This is a genomic window from Acinetobacter sp. BHS4, from assembly GCF_018454425.1.
GTDB classification, from domain to species: domain Bacteria; phylum Pseudomonadota; class Gammaproteobacteria; order Pseudomonadales; family Moraxellaceae; genus Acinetobacter; species Acinetobacter pittii.
In genome coordinates, this window is record NZ_CP075323.1 from 759,082 (window position 1) to 774,815 (window position 15,734).

Here is a 15,734-nt window from a genome sequence, read left to right on the forward strand (position 1 = left end):
TAAAAAAACGGCGACATAGTGGTCGCCGTTTTGATTTCAATTACGTATTGAAAGTAACTAAATTAATTATGTTTTCCCATAATTCCGCGAATTGTATTTAAAACATCGGCTGGTAAAACCACAGTTTTAGCATTGCTTGATTTCGCCATATCTTGCATCGCTTTGACATACTGCTCACCTAACAGGTAAGCAACTGGTGTTTCTTTATCACCCACTGCACTTGTGACCATCTCAATCGCTTTTTGTGAAGCTTCAGCCAAAACAACTTGTGCTTCTGCATCACGGCGAGATGCTTCTAAGCGACCATCAGCTTCTAAAATTGCAGCTTGTTTTTCACCATCAGCTCTCGTTACTGTAGCACGGCGTTGACGTTCTGCGGCAGCTTGAGCTTCCATGGCAGCTTGCATGGTAGAAGAGGGTTGAATATCTTGAATTTCAACAGTTTTTAAAGTAATGCCCCAATCTGAAATATCATCAGAAATCGCAGCTTTTAGCTTCGCTTTAATATGATCTCGTGAAGACAAAGCGTCATCTAGATCCATTTCACCGACAATAGAACGTAATGAAGTTTGTACAAGGTTTTGAATTGCCCATGTATAGTTTTCAATACCATAGACCGCTTTTTCTGGTGTGGTTAAATTAATGTAGGCCACAGCATTCATGAGTAATACAGCATTGTCACGCGTAATCACTTCTTGAGATGGGATATCTAACACAATATCTTTAGTGGTAACTTTATAAGCCACTTCATCGACATAGGGAATCACAAAATTAAGCCCCGGATTAAGGGTAGAATGATATTTCCCTAAACGTTGAACAATCCACTTATAACCCTGAGGAACAATACGAACCCCTTTAAAAATGGTGACAGCCACAAAAGCCAAAAAGGCTAAAACAATAATAGTACCGACTGGCATGAAAATACCCTCTCTTTATCTTTAATGTTTATGAAGTACCATGGGACTGGACAATTAAGTCATTACCCGAAATATCAATAACTCTAACACGATCACCGACTTTGACTGGTGTGGTGCTTCGGCAGTTCCACTCATCGGCCCCTAAAATGGGCATTGGAAAACGAACGATAATTTGATCATGGTCGAGACCGGTTTGAATCACCATACCAATTTGACCAATAGTCGCTTCACGGGGTAATCCCGCTTTAGTCTTATCAATTGATAATGGTTTAATAAATTTGAACCAAAGAATGGTGCATAGCACTGACAGAACTATCCACAATACAATTTGCGTTGTGAGGCTAATATCTGGAAATAACCAGTAGAGAAAGCACACCATAATGGCGGCAATACCAAACCAAAGCGCGGCAAAGGCGGGTAGAATCAGTTCAGAAAGAATAAGTAAGATACCCAATACAAACCAGTGCCAAGGTTGTATAACAAACTCCATAGATCTGCTCTTTTATATATCTTTATGATGGGTAAAAGTGACTCAATATCACTTTTACCACTGTAGCAGATGATGGGGAGTGTGGATAGAAAAAAACCACCTCAATTAGAATTTAGGGCGTGGTGCAGGCTTAAACGCAGCTGGAGATTTTTTGAAGTTTGCAATTGCAGTTTCAACTTGGCGTATTTGCGCTTGAGCTGCTTTTTCGCCTTCCAAAATTGCTTGGTTACTTGATTTGAGATCAAGAGTACCTAGATGACCAACTTTAGGTTGAATGACAACATTGGCCTGCTTGAGCTCTTCATTAATACTTTGTTGACCCATGATATTAATGGTTTGATCCAGTAGTCCCCACATATTGGCTGGGCGATTTCCTGCTGGACGCGCGGAAATATCAACAGCAATCACAATATCTGCACCCATGTCACGAGCTGTTTTAACTGGAATAGGGCTAACCAGTCCACCATCGACATATTTCTGCTTGCCAATTGTTGCGGGTACAAACACATTTGGAATACTGCAAGATGCACGTACTGCTTGGCCTGCATTACCTTTAATGAAGTCAGCTTTTTGACCATTATCAAGACGTGTTGCCACGGCAGCAAAACGGATTGGGAACTTCTCAATCGGTTTATTGCCTACATTACGGTTAACGTAGTCCTGTAACTTTTGTCCAAGAATAATACCCTGACGATTAAGTGTTAAATCGCGGATATCTGATTCTTGTAACTTCAGCGCTAGACTTTGCAACTGATAAGGCGTTTGTCCACTTGCGTAGATACTTCCAACAAAGCTACCGGCACTGGTACCCGTGACAATTTTAGGTTTAATTCCGTGAGACTCTAAAACCTTAATTACACCAATATGTGAAAATCCTTTTGCTCCACCGCCACCTAAAGCAAGTGCAATCACAGGTTCACGGGCTTTCATTGAGGTTGTCGGTGTTGGTGTTTTGCTAAATTTATCACAGCCAAAGAGTGCTAGAGAGATAAATCCAATACTGGCAAATTGAGCAATTTTCATCTTTAAAAAATAATCTACATCGAGATAAATGAAGAGGGCTCATAAGACCAGATTTGTTCATTTTTTGCTAGGTTTTTTTCACTAGATTTTGTAAAGGTTCAGCAAGCCAATTACGATTTTTCGGTGAAATTTTTCCTTCATAACGTTCAAAAATCTTTTCTAAATCTTCTTCATAGTTGCCGCTTGGGTTTAAGTGCCCTAAACAGTGAATAGTCTTATGATCATAATCAAAAGAAAACATGACAATGGGAATATGAGCTTTTGCAGCAATATGGTAAAAACCACTTTTCATTTTTTTTGCTTTCTTACGTGTACCTTCGGGCGCCATTCCAATCCAGATCTTGTCATAGTTTTGAATGGTTGCAACGACTTGCTCAGTAAGTCCATTGGCAGTGTCACGTTTAACTGGAATGACTCCAGCCCAATCTAAAGCTCGTTTAAAAGGTGGTTTAAAAAGGGCATCTTTACCTAGTACCGTAATTTGAATACCTAATCCAAAAATTGCAAGAAAGCCATACCATCCATCAATATTGGAAGTATGAGGGGAAATAATTGCCACTGCTTTTGGAAAATTAGGAACTTCGCCTTCAATTGTCCAGCCTTGCGCTAAAAAAAGTTTTTTAAATAGTGCTCGGCTTAAAGCAGTACCGCGTTGAGGCACCAAATCAGGTAAATTAGGGAAATGTTGATCCATATTTTTTAAATTTTAACTAGTCCTAGTTTTATCTTAATCTTTTGAAATATATGCTTCATTGGCAAAATGTAAGAACAAAATGACATTTGATGTTATTCCTCATTAAACAAATAAAAAGTAGGTTTCTATGGTGCGGCAGCAAAATATTTATCTTCTGCTATTTTCCTTATATTGGGCACAAGGACTGCCAGTCGGGTTCATGACGCATGCTTTACCTGTGATCTTAAGGGCAGAAGGAGTATCCCTCGCCCATATTGGTGGCTTTGGCTTATTAATGTTGCCGTGGTCAATCAAGATTTTTTGGGCGCCGTGGGTCGACCGACATGCACTTTCCCGTCTAGGGCACTACCGTAGTTGGATTTTACCTACCCAGTTTCTGACTGTGGGGGTGCTGTGTATTTTGTCTTTTTTCCCCGTTCAAGCTTTAGATCAACCGATTTATTTATTAGCCTTTTTTATTTCACTACTTTTTATGAACTTAACTGGAGCAACACAAGACATTGCTACCGATGCTTTAGCAGTCAACTTGTTGAAGCATGATCAGCAGCATTGGGGTAACACATTTCAGGTGATTGGTTCGCGCTTAGGATTTATTGTGGGGGGAGGCGCCGTACTTTGGTGCTTAGACTGGTTAACATGGCAACCCACTTTTTTGCTATTAGCAACTTTAGTATTTTTAAATACTTTACCTATTTGGTTATTTAAAGAACCTCAACATACTTCTCGTTCAAAGCGCGAGCTCAAACTTAATCAACTAATTCTAACCACAAAAATTAAGGCTTATTTGAGTTACTTTTCTCAAAATAAAGAACTCCGTTCTTGGTTAGTTGTGCTGATCACTTTTAAAGTAGCAGACGGCTTAGCTGGGCCATTACTCAAACCTTTAATGGTGGATATGGGGCTAAGTTTTACCCAAATTGGTGTTTATATCACGATGCTCGGTGCAGTAGCCGCACTCGCTGGAGCGGCAATGGCAGGAGGAGTGCTTAAGTACTTTTCAAGACCAACAGCATTAATTGTTTTTTCAGTTTTTAAAATTATGAGTCTAGGAGCCTATGCTTATTTAGCCTATGCCTATGAACAAAAAATTCAGCTGAATGTCTGGACTATCTATATAGTAAATGCGTTAGAAGATGCATTCTCGGCAATGCTATTGGTAGCTATGTTGACTCTAGTCATGCATTACAGTCGAAAAGAATATGCGGGGACAGATTTTACCTTTCAGGTTTCAGTCATGGCGACTGTTAGCGGTCTTCTTTATAGTTTTAGCGGTGTGATTGGAGATGTACTCGGTTATTTCCATTATTTGATAGCTATTGTCATTATTGCAGTGATCAGTTTACTGCCTATTTTCCTCTGGAAACATGAGAAACTACAGGAAAAATAATGTTAACTAAATGAAATAAAGAACTTTAATATTGCTCAAGCAGTGATCTAAGCTTTATCTAATACCTTTGTCTATGTTTTTAAAAATGTATATTTTTAGCTATTTAAATGCTCAATTAATTGTGCCATCTTGTGTGGGTAGCAAATGGAAGCTAAATGGAGAAAAAATGGATTTGGATAACAAGAAAAATCATGTGAATCAATCAAAATGGGCAGAAAAATGTTCAATTAGATTGGTTATTAGCCTAAAGTCTAAAAAAGAATAATGAAATAACGATTTAATCATTCTATAAGATAAGAGAGTTGTGTAGGATTCGTTACAACATGAAGTTAAGGTAAAAATCTGTAAATCAAAGTATGTTTTTTATGTCTTTGTTTATAGGTTTTAGTCTTGCACAACGTTGAAATTGGTTTTGGTTGCGGTAATAAAATTAATGTAACCAATGTGGAGGAGAGTTGATTTTTTAGCCCCTAATTTAATGGCGTAAATCAACTTGGCATGGATAGGCAACATAAAATATATTTTTAGGAGTTTTTGATGGATCTATTCCTTAATCGTAAATCTTTCGTTATTAAAAGTTTAGCTCTTACAGTTACAGCTTTAATGATGAGTGGGGCACATGCTGCGACTTCCGACAAAGCGGAAATTCAACAACTTCGTAAAGAAGTTGAAGCGTTAAAAGCTTTAATTCAAGAACAACGTCAAGTTCAGCAACAACAACAGCAAGTACAGCAACAACAGCAAGTACAGTTAGCAGAAGTTAAGGCACAACCTCAAGCTGTTGCACCAACTTCTCCATTAGCATCATTAAAATCTAAAACTGGTGCTGATGTGAATCTATATGGTTTTGTTCGTGGCGATGCTAACTATATTATCGAAGGTGCGGATGGTGACTTCGCTGATGTAAGTAAGTCTAATGGTGAAGCAAAAGATAAATTGCGTGCGACTGCTAAAACGACTCGTCTAGGTTTAGATTTTACTGCTCCTGTAAGCAATGCCAAAGTTGGTGGTAAAATTGAGTTGGACTTTGCAAGTGGTGACAATAACAAATCTGAAAACGTACGTATTCGTCATGCTTACTTAACTTATAACAACTGGTTGTTTGGTCAAACAACGTCTAACTTCTTGGCGAGCCACGCACCAGAAATGATCGACTTTTCGACGAACATTGGTGGTGGTACAACACGTATTCCACAAGTACGTTATAACTATAAATTAGCTCCTGCGACTCAATTATTTGTTTCAGCTGAGGAAGGTAATAGTTCAGCAACAGGTGACTCAGTTAAATATAGATTACCTGTATTAACAGCTAAAATTACTCAAGGCTATGCTGGTGGTAATGGTAATGCTTCTGCTCGAGCTTTTGTTGAAAACTACAAATCAGGAAAGGGCGATGACCAGACTGGGTGGGGCGTTGCTGCAGGTACTGACTTTAAAGTAGCAGATCCTTTAAAACTCTTTGCTGATGCTTCTTATGTTGTAGGTAACAGTAACTACTTATATGGTAGTAATTCTGCTTATACTTTAGTTAATGATAATATTGAGCAAAATGAATTTGTAGCTGTACAAGTGGGTGGAACTTATAAGATTTTACCTAACCTACGTGCTACTTTAGCATACGGTGCTCAATTCGCTGATGATGGCACAGACTATGCTAAAGCATATACTGCGGGTAATGAAAAAGTTCAGCAAGCATGGCTCAACGTCATTTATACACCAGTTAAACCAATTGACTTAGGTATTGAATATGTCAATGGTAAACGCGAAACCTTTGCTGGTGATGATTACAAAGACAACCGTGTTGGTTTAATGGCTAAATATAGTTTCTAAAACAATATTTAGTTAAAAGCTCAAAAGACGAGGTTAAATCTAACCTCGTCTTTTTTATATAAATTAAAAGAATTAGCTTGCTTTAAAGCGTCTGAATTAGATCATTTTTTATTTAAGTCATTTTTAAGTTTCAATTTCTACATTAGAGCATCATAAAAAGATTGTAGTCACCCAAGATGCTGAATTTTTTTTCTACTTTAAAAAATAAACAGATTTCGCTGTTTATGTTTAATTTAATTATAGCCGTTTGGTTAGGGGCAATTCTAAATATTGGTTTTTATAAGAAAGTTCATCTGTTAACACCATATTTAGGTATAAAAGCAACCTTATTTTTAGCGGCTACCGTAGTGATTGTTGTTGCTACCTATTATGCAGCTTTACAAATTTTAAACTGGAAATGGACAGCCAAATTTTTTGCCATTTTGTTGGTATTTATTGGTGGATTTAGCTCATATTTTGTAAATACTTTGGGTGTGATTGTTTCACCTGACCAAATTCAAAATATTGTACAAACAGATGTCTCTGAAGTTACAGATTTACTTTCTTTGCGTTTCGGGCTTTGGACAGTTTTCTTTGTGATTTTACCGATTATTTTAATTACTCAGGTAAAGCTTAAACGAGAAAAAGTATCTTATCTATTGATGAAAAAGCTTGGTTCGATTGTAGCCTCATGTGCAATCGTGGGTATTTTGCTATTTGTTTATTATGTTGATTTTGCATCTATTTTTCGTGAGCATCGTGATTTGAAAGGTATGATCTCACCACAAAATAGTATTTCATCTTTAATGTCTTATTATCACAAAATGGCGCCTAAGAAGAACTTGCCACTTATACATTATGGAGAAGATGCTCATCAAGTTCAGCAAGTACAAAGCAACTTGCCTAAATTAATGGTTCTCGTTGTTGGTGAGACAGCTCGTGCGGAAAGTTTTGCATTAAATGGTTATTCGAAAAATACGAATCCGGAACTTTCTAAACAAGATATTTTGAATTTTTCCCAAGTCAGCTCATGTGGTACAGCAACTGCTGTGTCGGTTCCATGTATGTTCTCTGGAATGCCTCGTGTTGACTATGATGAACAACTAGCAAGCCATCGTGAAGGTCTATTGGACATTGCTAAACGTGCGGGTTACCAAGTAACTTGGATTGATAATAACTCTGGCTGTAAGGGCGCGTGTGATCGTGTTGAACAGTACAAAATACCTGAAAAGTTAAAGCAAAAATGGTGTAAAGATGGCGAATGCTATGACGATATTTTAATCGATAGCTTAAATGATTATTTAGCGACTATTCCTAAAGAAGATACTCGTCCGCGTCTAATTGTTTTACACCAAGTCGGAAGTCATGGTCCAGCCTATTACAAGCGTGCACCTGCCCAATATCAACCGTTTAAACCGACTTGTGATACTAATGCGATACAGGGTTGTTCTCAAACGGAGTTATTAAATAGTTATGATGACACGATTGTATATACAGATCATGTGTTAAGTCAGATCATTAATAACCTAAAAGAATTATCGAAATATCAAACAGGTTTATGGTATTTATCTGATCATGGTGAATCGACGGGTGAACATGGTTTATATTTACATGGTTCACCATATGCAATTGCACCGACCCAACAAACGCATGTACCAATGATGATGTGGTTTTCTGATAGCTGGAAACAACATAACCTTGCACAAGTGAGTTGTTTAGGCCAACAAACTAAAGAAAAGTTAAGTCAGGATAATTTATTCCCAAGCTTACTGAGTTTGTTAGGTGTAAAAACTCAGGTCATCAACCCTCAACTGGATATGCTGCACTCTTGTGCCCATGTGAATTAAAGCGAGCCTAGAACATGACAAAAATCTTGATGATTGAAGATGATTTTATGATTGCAGAGTCAACAATAACGTTGCTGCAATATCATCAATTTGAAGTGGAGTGGGTCAATAATGGCTTAGACGGTCTGGCTCAGTTGGCTAAAAATAAATTCGATTTAATTCTTTTGGACTTAGGGCTACCTATGATGGATGGCATGCAGGTCTTAAAGCAAATTCGACAAAGAGCAGCAACTCCCGTCTTAATTATTTCAGCGCGAGATCAGTTACAAAACCGTGTTGATGGTTTAAACCATGGTGCAGATGATTACTTGATCAAACCATACGAATTTGATGAGTTACTTGCTCGTATTCATGCGCTATTACGCCGTAGTGGCGTAGAGGCTCAGCTTGCGAATCATGAGCAACTATTACAAAGTGGTGATCTGGTTTTAAATGTTGAACAACACATTGCTACATTCAAAGGACAGCGTATTGATTTGTCTAATCGTGAGTGGGCAATTCTGATTCCTTTAATGAGCCACCCAAATAAAATCTTTTCTAAAGCAAATCTTGAAGATAAGTTATATGATTTCGATAGTGATGTGACCAGTAATACGATTGAAGTATATGTGCATCACCTGAGAGCTAAACTCGGGAAAGACTTTATCCGAACTATTCGAGGATTGGGTTACCGTTTAGGGCAATCGTAACTTAATTTTGGAACTTCTTAACAGTGCATTATTCATTAAAAAAACGACTGATTTGGGGCACCTCAATTTTCAGTGTCATCTTAGGTTGTATATTAATTTTTAGTGCGTATAAAGTTGCACTGCAAGAAGTTGATGAAATTTTAGATACGCAAATGCGTTATTTAGCTGAGCGAACAGCTGAATATCCATTAAAAACGGTAAGCAGTGAGTTTGATTTTCATAAAACTTATCATGAAGAAGATCTATTTGTAGATATTTGGGCTTATAAAGATCAAGCCCATTTATCACACCATCTCCATTTATTGGTTCCACCTGTCACACAAGCTGGCTTTTACTCACATAAAACCAGTAATGGCTTAATCCGTACCTATGTTTTGCCATTAAAGGATTACCAGATTCAGATTAGCCAGCAAGAAAAGGTTCGTGAGGCTTTTGCTTGGGAACTTGCAGGTAGCATGTTCATTCCATATTTGATTATTTTACCTTTTGCGATTTTTGCTTTAGCTGCAATTATTCGTCGTGGGCTGAAGCCGATTGATGACTTTAAAAATGAACTGACTCATCGTGACTCAGAAGAGCTGACGCCTATTGAAGTTGTAGATTATCCTCAAGAATTGTTACCCACAATTGATGAAATGAACCGACTTTTTGAGCGCATTTCTAAGGCACAAAACGAGCAGAAACAGTTCATTGCAGATGCAGCCCATGAACTTCGAACCCCTGTGACTGCTTTAAATTTACAAACTAAAATTTTAATTAGTCAATTTCCTGAGCAGGAATCGCTGCAAAATTTAAGTAAAGGATTAGCGCGTATTCAGCACTTGGTGACACAGCTTTTAGCGCTGGCTAGGCAGGATGTTTCTTTAAGTGTGATTGAACCGACGAGAGCTTTTCAGCTTAATGATGTCGCTTTAAATTGTGTTGAGCAGCTTGTTAATCTGGCTATGCAAAAAGAAATCGATTTAGGGTTTGTTCGTAATGAACCAATTGAAATGCATAGTGTTGAACCAACAGTTCATTCAATTATTTTTAACTTAATTGATAACGCAATCAAATACACGCCTCATGAAGGGATGATTAATATTTCTGTTTTCACTGCTACAGATGGCGATGCGTGTATACAAATTGAAGATAGCGGCGCGGGGATCGACCCAGAACATTATGATAAAGTTCTAAAGCGTTTTTATCGTGTACATCATCATCTTGAAGTGGGGAGTGGTTTAGGTCTATCCATTGTTGACCGAGCAACTCAACGTTTAGGTGGGACTTTGACACTAGACAGAAGTTTAGAGCTTGGTGGACTTTCGGTCTTGGTTAAACTTCCAAAGATTTTACATGTTCATGAAATAAGGACTTGAGTTAGGCAAGTTCTTGTCTGATTCGTTTTTCAAACTCAAAGCGGTGAATACAAACGGCATAAAACAAGATATTTACCGCCCAAATGACCCAACCTGTCCATAAATTATGACTTAGGAAATGTGCTCCACGCATCATTTGTGCCCATCCCATCATAAAGCCTAATAGAATGCCTGCAATGAGATAAAAATAGGCACGTTTCGGTTGCTCAAGACGATAAACAAAATAACCTGTCATTAAAATAAAGCCAGCGCTTGCATGGCCGCCCGGAAAACAATGCCCATGCTTAGCAGTAAAATCCCATACATAACTTAAAGCAGTCGGATGAACCATATTCCAAGGGCAGGCATGAGCCGATTGTGATTTTAATAGACCAACCAGTGCGCTACCAATCATGCTCACAAAAAACATATAACCATATTGCCAGCGATAAAGCTTTAATTTCTCAACTTTAAATGACGTAAGCCATAGACCGAAAAAGATGACATAAATGCCAGTAATGATCTGTTTTACAATTTCATGATTAAGTCTTTCCAGATACCAATTGTCTCGATTGAAAAAATGACCTGTTGAATCAATCCAAGGTTGGATCAGGTACATATCAATTTTCCCACCCACTGGAAAAACGATTAAAAGCAGGAAAAAACTGAGAAAAAGAAAGATGATATTCATTTGGAAAAATTGTTTTTGTTGATTCATGCCATGCAACATCAATTAGATTGTGGGTAAAGGCATTACATAAAATAAAACTTAAATTGCTCTTAAACTAAATTTAATTTCGTGACCAAAATGATGAGTGAGTGTATCCATTCACAACCTGTTGAGCATAAGAAGTTTAAAGTTTTTGCAAACTATTTGAATAGTAATAAACAAGGAACAGGTTTTGTGAATGGAAATGGTTTTGATTACTTTTGCCGAAACAAAAGTAACGTAATTGACTGATGTTATTTGCTATTACAGAAGAAAAGACTCTGTCGTGCCTACACAGAATTAAAACATACCTTCTTCAGAATTTGCTGAAATTTTATGAATAGACAAATCTGCACCACGAAACTCGTCTTCTTGAGATAAACGAATGCCAATGGTCGCTTTAAGTAAACCGTAAACAATAAAGCCGCCAGCAAGCGCTATAGCGATCGCGAGCGCTGTTCCGATGAGTTGTGAAGCAAAAGATACGCCTCCTAAGCCACCAAGCCATTGTTGACCAAATAAACCTACTGCGATACCACCGAATGCGCCGCATACGCCGTGTAAAGGCCACACACCTAACACATCATCAACTTTAAGTTTGTTTTGAGTATAGGTGAATAGATACACAAACATGGCACCCGCTGCACCACCAATAACAAGTGCACTGATTGGATGAACAATGTCAGAGCCTGCACAGATTGCCACTAAACCAGCAAGTGGACCGTTGTGTAAGAAACCCGGGTCATTTTTCCCAATCGCATTGGCTGTAATTGTACCGCCAACCATTGCCATGAGCGAGTTAATCGCAACTAACCCAGAAATAGCATCAACACGCTGCGCACTCATCACATTAAAGCCAAACCAGCCAACAATTAAAATCCATGAGCCAAGCGCTAAAAATGGAATAGAAGAAGGTGGATGAGCACTTACACGACCATCTTTCTTATAACGACCAGAACGTGCACCCAATAAAATCACAGCAGCAAGTGCAATCCAACCGCCCATGGCATGAACTACGACTGAACCCGCAAAGTCGTGAAACGCTGCGCCAAAGGTTGCTTCTAACCACTTTTGCAGACCGTAGTTGCCATTCCAGACCATACCTTCGAAAAATGGATATACCAGCGCAACTAAAGCGAGTGTGGCAATTGCTTGTGAACGCATTTTTGCACGTTCAGCAATACCACCCGAAATAATGGCAGGAATTGCCGCAGCAAAAGTGAGTAAAAAGAAGCAACGCATAAGGTTATAGCCATGATCACTTGATAAAACTGTACCATCATGGAAGAAGTGCTGGCCATAAGAGATGTAGTAGCCAACAAAGAAATATGCGATTGCAGAAAGGGCAAAGTCAGTCAGAATTTTACTAAGTGCGTTCACCTGATTTTTATGGCGAACCGTACCAAGTTCCAAGAATGCAAAACCTGCGTGCATGGCAAGAACCAAAACAGCACCAAGTAATAAGAAAAATAGATCTACATTTTGCATAGCATGCTCGAAAAAAGTGCTAAATTCCATTTTGGAACAAATCTGGGTCTGTAAATTGCACCAAAATAGATTTAAGGAATCTAAAAACCTAAGTTTGTCGAAACAAACTCAATTGCATAAAAGTGAATATGCAATAAGCGCACCAATTTGGATTAAATAAGTAGTTTTTGGCGATAAATGGTGCGTTGATTTGGTTAAAGAGGGGCGGTTTTGGCGCTTTTTACGTTACAAGTCATCTAATACGCTTATAAATTGACCTGAAAGAGTTCGTTCTCAAAGTTTAAAAAGACTCGCTCATATTCAATTAATGATCTGACCAAACCGATTGTGCGACTTCAATAAAAGCTTTTGCAGCGGGACTCATGTGCTTTTTATTTTTGACTGCGAGACCAATAGAACGTTTAAGGTTCGGTTTAAAAGGGCGTTTAACTACATTTGGATAGAGTGAGAGTAACTCTTTGGTGAGCACCATATCAGAGACAATCGAAATCCCTAACTGGTTATGGACCATGCTGACGATACTTAGAATTTGTGAAACATAAAACTTGATGTCTGGTTTCACATCAAAGTTTTTTAAAATTAATTCGACCTGATGTCGACTACCCGCCATTGTCATAATAAAAGGGCAATTTTCTAGCTGTACTGGATCAATATAGAGTTGTTGGGCGAGCGAGTAACTATTCGGAATTAAGGCAACAAAACGATCTTCAATTAAAGGGAATGTATCGAATCGCTCATCTGGCATAATCAAGAAACCAACTTCTATACGCCGTTCCAATAGCCACTGGGCAACTTCTTTATCTTCGCCTTCATCGATATAAATTTCGATTTTGGGGTAACGCTGTCGAAAGCTTTCTAAAATTTCAGGTAATAGATAAATGGATGATGAAGCTCCAAAAGACCCTATACGTAATGTTCCTTCATTTAAACCGTGGATGGCAGCCACTTCTTTTTCTAAGGTATCGGAAATACTCAATAGCTCTTTTACATGAGTCAATAACTGTTGACCTGTCGTGGTCAGTTCAATATCGCTTTGAGTTCTTGAAATTAGGTTAATGCCCCATTGTTGTTCTAGTGATTTAAGCGCATGGGAAACTGCCGACTGTGAAATGCCCAACTTTTCAGCGGTAGCAGTAAAGCTTTTTAGTTCAGCAATGAGTGCAAAAATTTCAAGCTGGGTAAATGTCATGTTGTATTTGTTATGAGTAAAAACTCATTTTATCATGAGTTTTCATTATCTTTAATATATGAGTAAACCAAGCTAATTGCCAAAACAGCAAGCCCTAATAAAACTCGAGTAAAGAAATGAATAGTATTGTTTTATCTCTTTTTCCTTTAGTTGCATTAATTGCATCGGGATACTTATTTAAAAAATATCGCTTTTTTAGCGATGAGTTTTGGGCTGGGGCAGAGAAGCTCAATTACTATATTTTATTTCCTGCTTTGCTTTTTAGTACGCTATCGACTGCAAAAATTAACTTACAAAGCTTAAGTACAGCCATCATTGCAATGTTGATTGTGGTCTTAGCTGTGACCGCCTTTTTATACATACTTCGAATGTTTTGGCACATACCGCCTGCACGTTTTGGTGTGCATGTACAAAGTATGGTTCGTTTTAATACCTATATTGGTTTGGCTTTAGTGACATCGCTTTTTAAAAGTGAAGGAATGGCAATACTGGCAATTTTATTGGCGCTTTGCATTCCGCTTGTGAATGTTATTTCGGTGCTTGCTCTAACCTCTAAAGAACACATGGCAATTAAACCTGTTTTGATTGCACTCCTTAAAAACCCTTTAATTGCATCATCTGTGGTCGGAGCCGCAGTCAATGCGCTTCATATTCCTATTTGGGAAGGTTTTACTCAGTTTATTAAGCTTTTTTCAGTGTCGAGTTTGCCACTAGGTTTGTTATGTGTTGGCGCAGCTTTACAGTTTATGCAAATTAAAAAAGACATTGTGGTATTGGCAGCAGACACGTTTGCTCGACTTTTAGCAGTACCTGCCTTGGCTTACGCGGTCTGCATGTGGTTTGGTTTGCCAAGCTTGCAAACTCAAATTTTAGTCATTTTCTTTGCGCTACCGACTGCCTCTGCGTCATACATTTTAACCAAAGTTTTGGGTGGAGATAGTCAGCTCATGGCCGCAGTGATTAGCTTCCAAACTTTATGTGCTGCCGTGACTTTACCACTGGTGATTTGGTGGATTTCTTAAGATATAAATTTTAGGTCTGAATGCTTGGCTACCTTCCTCATCTGATTATTGCTACACTTTTTTCTTTTTCAGGTGGATGAATATGTCCTTTGATCTCAAAGTGAGCTTGCAGCAAAGGTCTGAACCGTCGGCACAGCAGAAAAAACTGAACCGCCTGATTGATAAAATAGAACAGCAAAAAGTTAGCCTAAGCACATGGCAAAATGCACAAGCCGAGATTCAACAGCACATACGGCAAAAACTGATGCCTGTGTATAGCGATTTGCATGAGGTCTTATTTCAGCAGCTAGAGCAACTCTGGAATATGTTGCATAGCCATGAGTTTTCTAAAGCAGACATGCAACAACTAGATGAAAAAATTGCCCAGCTTGCACAAATGTTGAAGCGCTCCAAAATTCTGTCTACTGAACAGTTGGAGTTGGTAAAGCAGATTGATACCTTTTATCAGCAACATGCGGTGGATTCGGTAAAAAAGAATAAAAAAGCTCAGCCAATAGAATTTGAATGCGATGAAAGTGCTGAGCAGATTGCAGAGTTAGAAGAAGACTTTGAACAATATGCTGCCGAGCAACAACAAGCGCGGGAGCAAGCCAAGCAGCAAAGACAACAACAAAAACGTGAACAAGCTGAGCAAATGGCAGCCCAGTCACTCAAAACAGTCTATTTAAAAATTGCTGCGATGATTCACCCAGACCGTGAGCAAGAAGAAACTAAAAAATTAGAAAAAACTGAGTTGTTTCAACAGGCAAGTCAGGCCTACGAAAAGCAGGATTTGTTTTATTTACTCAAACTCCAGTTACAGCTTGAACAGAATAAGGGGTTAGGTGCTAAAGAACTATCTGCGGAGCAGTTGAGGTTTTATAAACTGGCTTTGGATGCACAAAGTCAGCAACTTGAAAGCCAAATAGCTGAGATTTTGGATTCTTTTCAGTTAGCGAAGAATGTGAAAGCAGAGCATGTACATATTAGTGATGTATATAAAGCTGTAGATGCTGATTGTGCTGAGTTAAAGCAGCAGTTGAAATGGGAAAAGGAACGTTTAAAGCATATGAAAAAGGTGAGTGGGGTAGAGATGTTGTTGGGGCATGGGGTTTTGTAAAACCTAATCTGATCTTCACATAAAAGAAGAGAAA

Annotated in this window: 16 protein-coding genes; 9 read left to right on the forward strand and 7 right to left on the reverse strand. The window is 38.4% G+C overall.

The window, feature by feature from the left end; all coding sequences use genetic code 11:
* Window positions 1–62: 62 nt before the first annotated feature.
* The 4 genes from KIP84_RS03745 to KIP84_RS03760 form a co-directional block, all read right to left on the reverse strand.
* Complete coding sequence (locus tag KIP84_RS03745; RefSeq protein ID WP_002116544.1) at window positions 63–917, reverse strand: SPFH domain-containing protein; 855 nt, start codon at window positions 915–917, stop codon at window positions 63–65.
* A 28-nt stretch (window positions 918–945) separates the two neighbouring features.
* The gene (locus tag KIP84_RS03750; protein ID WP_016143172.1) at window positions 946–1,407 is read right to left on the reverse strand and encodes an NfeD family protein; all 462 of its coding nucleotides are present in this window, start codon (window positions 1,405–1,407) and stop codon (window positions 946–948) included.
* 105 nt (window positions 1,408–1,512) lie between these two features.
* Window positions 1,513–2,430, reverse strand: a complete 918-nt coding sequence (locus tag KIP84_RS03755) for a patatin-like phospholipase family protein (RefSeq protein WP_014207516.1) — start codon at window positions 2,428–2,430, stop codon at window positions 1,513–1,515.
* Window positions 2,431–2,497: 67 nt separating this feature from the next.
* Window positions 2,498–3,124 carry a lysophospholipid acyltransferase family protein gene (locus KIP84_RS03760; protein WP_069141422.1) on the reverse strand — a complete coding sequence of 209 codons (627 nt, stop codon included), beginning with the start codon at window positions 3,122–3,124 and terminating at the stop codon, window positions 2,498–2,500.
* 127 nt (window positions 3,125–3,251) lie between these two features.
* Here KIP84_RS03760 and KIP84_RS03765 point away from each other — a divergent pair, with 127 nt between their 5' ends.
* The 6 genes from KIP84_RS03765 (at window position 3,252) to KIP84_RS03790 (ending at window position 10,214) form a co-directional block, all read left to right on the forward strand.
* Complete coding sequence (locus tag KIP84_RS03765; RefSeq protein WP_213689355.1) at window positions 3,252–4,511, forward strand: MFS transporter; 1,260 nt, start codon at window positions 3,252–3,254, stop codon at window positions 4,509–4,511.
* Window positions 4,512–4,584: 73 nt separating this feature from the next.
* Complete coding sequence (locus tag KIP84_RS03770) at window positions 4,585–4,776, forward strand: hypothetical protein (RefSeq protein ID WP_014207513.1); 192 nt, start codon at window positions 4,585–4,587, stop codon at window positions 4,774–4,776.
* Window positions 4,777–5,048: 272 nt separating this feature from the next.
* Entirely contained in the window at window positions 5,049–6,341 is a 1,293-nt protein-coding gene (locus tag KIP84_RS03775; RefSeq protein ID WP_068565676.1) for a DcaP family trimeric outer membrane transporter, read from the forward strand.
* Between the two features lie 176 nt (window positions 6,342–6,517).
* The gene (locus KIP84_RS03780; protein WP_213689356.1) at window positions 6,518–8,167 is read left to right on the forward strand and encodes a phosphoethanolamine--lipid A transferase; all 1,650 of its coding nucleotides are present in this window, start codon (window positions 6,518–6,520) and stop codon (window positions 8,165–8,167) included.
* Window positions 8,168–8,181: 14 nt separating this feature from the next.
* Window positions 8,182–8,856 carry a DNA-binding response regulator PmrA gene (locus KIP84_RS03785; RefSeq protein ID WP_002116411.1) on the forward strand — a complete coding sequence of 225 codons (675 nt, stop codon included), beginning with the start codon at window positions 8,182–8,184 and terminating at the stop codon, window positions 8,854–8,856.
* 23 nt (window positions 8,857–8,879) lie between these two features.
* Complete coding sequence (locus KIP84_RS03790; protein WP_213689357.1) at window positions 8,880–10,214, forward strand: ATP-binding protein; 1,335 nt, start codon at window positions 8,880–8,882, stop codon at window positions 10,212–10,214.
* A 1-nt stretch (window position 10,215) separates the two neighbouring features.
* Here the strand turns inward: KIP84_RS03790 and KIP84_RS03795 are convergent, their stop codons facing one another.
* Entirely contained in the window at window positions 10,216–10,923 is a 708-nt protein-coding gene (locus tag KIP84_RS03795) for a phosphatase PAP2 family protein (RefSeq protein WP_213689358.1), read from the reverse strand.
* Between the two features lie 69 nt (window positions 10,924–10,992).
* On the opposite strand from KIP84_RS03795, the gene KIP84_RS03800 reads away from it, so the two are divergent.
* A complete protein-coding gene (locus KIP84_RS03800) occupies window positions 10,993–11,154 on the forward strand; it encodes a hypothetical protein (RefSeq protein WP_213689359.1) in 162 nt (53 codons plus the stop codon).
* Between the two features lie 48 nt (window positions 11,155–11,202).
* Here the strand turns inward: KIP84_RS03800 and KIP84_RS03805 are convergent, their stop codons facing one another.
* Together KIP84_RS03805 and KIP84_RS03810 are read right to left on the reverse strand one after the other, a co-directional pair.
* Window positions 11,203–12,390 (reverse strand): ammonium transporter, encoded by a 1,188-nt coding sequence (locus KIP84_RS03805; RefSeq protein ID WP_213689360.1) that lies wholly within the window; start codon window positions 12,388–12,390, stop codon window positions 11,203–11,205.
* A 304-nt stretch (window positions 12,391–12,694) separates the two neighbouring features.
* A complete protein-coding gene (locus KIP84_RS03810) occupies window positions 12,695–13,579 on the reverse strand; it encodes a LysR family transcriptional regulator (RefSeq protein WP_005064480.1) in 885 nt (294 codons plus the stop codon).
* Between the two features lie 116 nt (window positions 13,580–13,695).
* Here KIP84_RS03810 and KIP84_RS03815 point away from each other — a divergent pair, with 116 nt between their 5' ends.
* Entirely contained in the window at window positions 13,696–14,601 is a 906-nt protein-coding gene (locus KIP84_RS03815; protein WP_075383689.1) for an AEC family transporter, read from the forward strand.
* 82 nt (window positions 14,602–14,683) lie between these two features.
* Window positions 14,684–15,700, forward strand: a complete 1,017-nt coding sequence (locus tag KIP84_RS03820) for a molecular chaperone DnaJ (protein ID WP_213689361.1) — start codon at window positions 14,684–14,686, stop codon at window positions 15,698–15,700.
* Window positions 15,701–15,734 lie beyond the last annotated feature (34 nt).

Excerpts from the sequence above, each read along its gene's own strand:
- KIP84_RS03745 (WP_002116544.1), bottom strand. The coding sequence starts at position 917 with ATGCCAGTCGGTACTATTATTGTTTTAGCCTTTTTGGCTTTTGTGGCT.
- KIP84_RS03750 (WP_016143172.1), bottom strand. The coding sequence starts at position 1,407 with ATGGAGTTTGTTATACAACCTTGGCACTGGTTTGTATTGGGTATCTTA.
- KIP84_RS03755 (WP_014207516.1), bottom strand. The coding sequence starts at position 2,430 with ATGAAAATTGCTCAATTTGCCAGTATTGGATTTATCTCTCTAGCACTC.
- KIP84_RS03760 (WP_069141422.1), bottom strand. The coding sequence starts at position 3,124 with ATGGATCAACATTTCCCTAATTTACCTGATTTGGTGCCTCAACGCGGT.
- KIP84_RS03765 (WP_213689355.1), top strand. The coding sequence starts at position 3,252 with ATGGTGCGGCAGCAAAATATTTATCTTCTGCTATTTTCCTTATATTGG.
- KIP84_RS03770 (WP_014207513.1), top strand. The coding sequence starts at position 4,585 with ATGTTTTTAAAAATGTATATTTTTAGCTATTTAAATGCTCAATTAATT.
- KIP84_RS03775 (WP_068565676.1), top strand. The coding sequence starts at position 5,049 with ATGGATCTATTCCTTAATCGTAAATCTTTCGTTATTAAAAGTTTAGCT.
- KIP84_RS03780 (WP_213689356.1), top strand. The coding sequence starts at position 6,518 with ATGCTGAATTTTTTTTCTACTTTAAAAAATAAACAGATTTCGCTGTTT.
- KIP84_RS03785 (WP_002116411.1), top strand. The coding sequence starts at position 8,182 with ATGACAAAAATCTTGATGATTGAAGATGATTTTATGATTGCAGAGTCA.
- KIP84_RS03795 (WP_213689358.1), bottom strand. The coding sequence starts at position 10,923 with ATGTTGCATGGCATGAATCAACAAAAACAATTTTTCCAAATGAATATC.
- KIP84_RS03805 (WP_213689360.1), bottom strand. The coding sequence starts at position 12,390 with ATGCAAAATGTAGATCTATTTTTCTTATTACTTGGTGCTGTTTTGGTT.
- KIP84_RS03810 (WP_005064480.1), bottom strand. The coding sequence starts at position 13,579 with ATGACATTTACCCAGCTTGAAATTTTTGCACTCATTGCTGAACTAAAA.
- KIP84_RS03815 (WP_075383689.1), top strand. The coding sequence starts at position 13,696 with ATGAATAGTATTGTTTTATCTCTTTTTCCTTTAGTTGCATTAATTGCA.
- KIP84_RS03820 (WP_213689361.1), top strand. The coding sequence starts at position 14,684 with ATGTCCTTTGATCTCAAAGTGAGCTTGCAGCAAAGGTCTGAACCGTCG.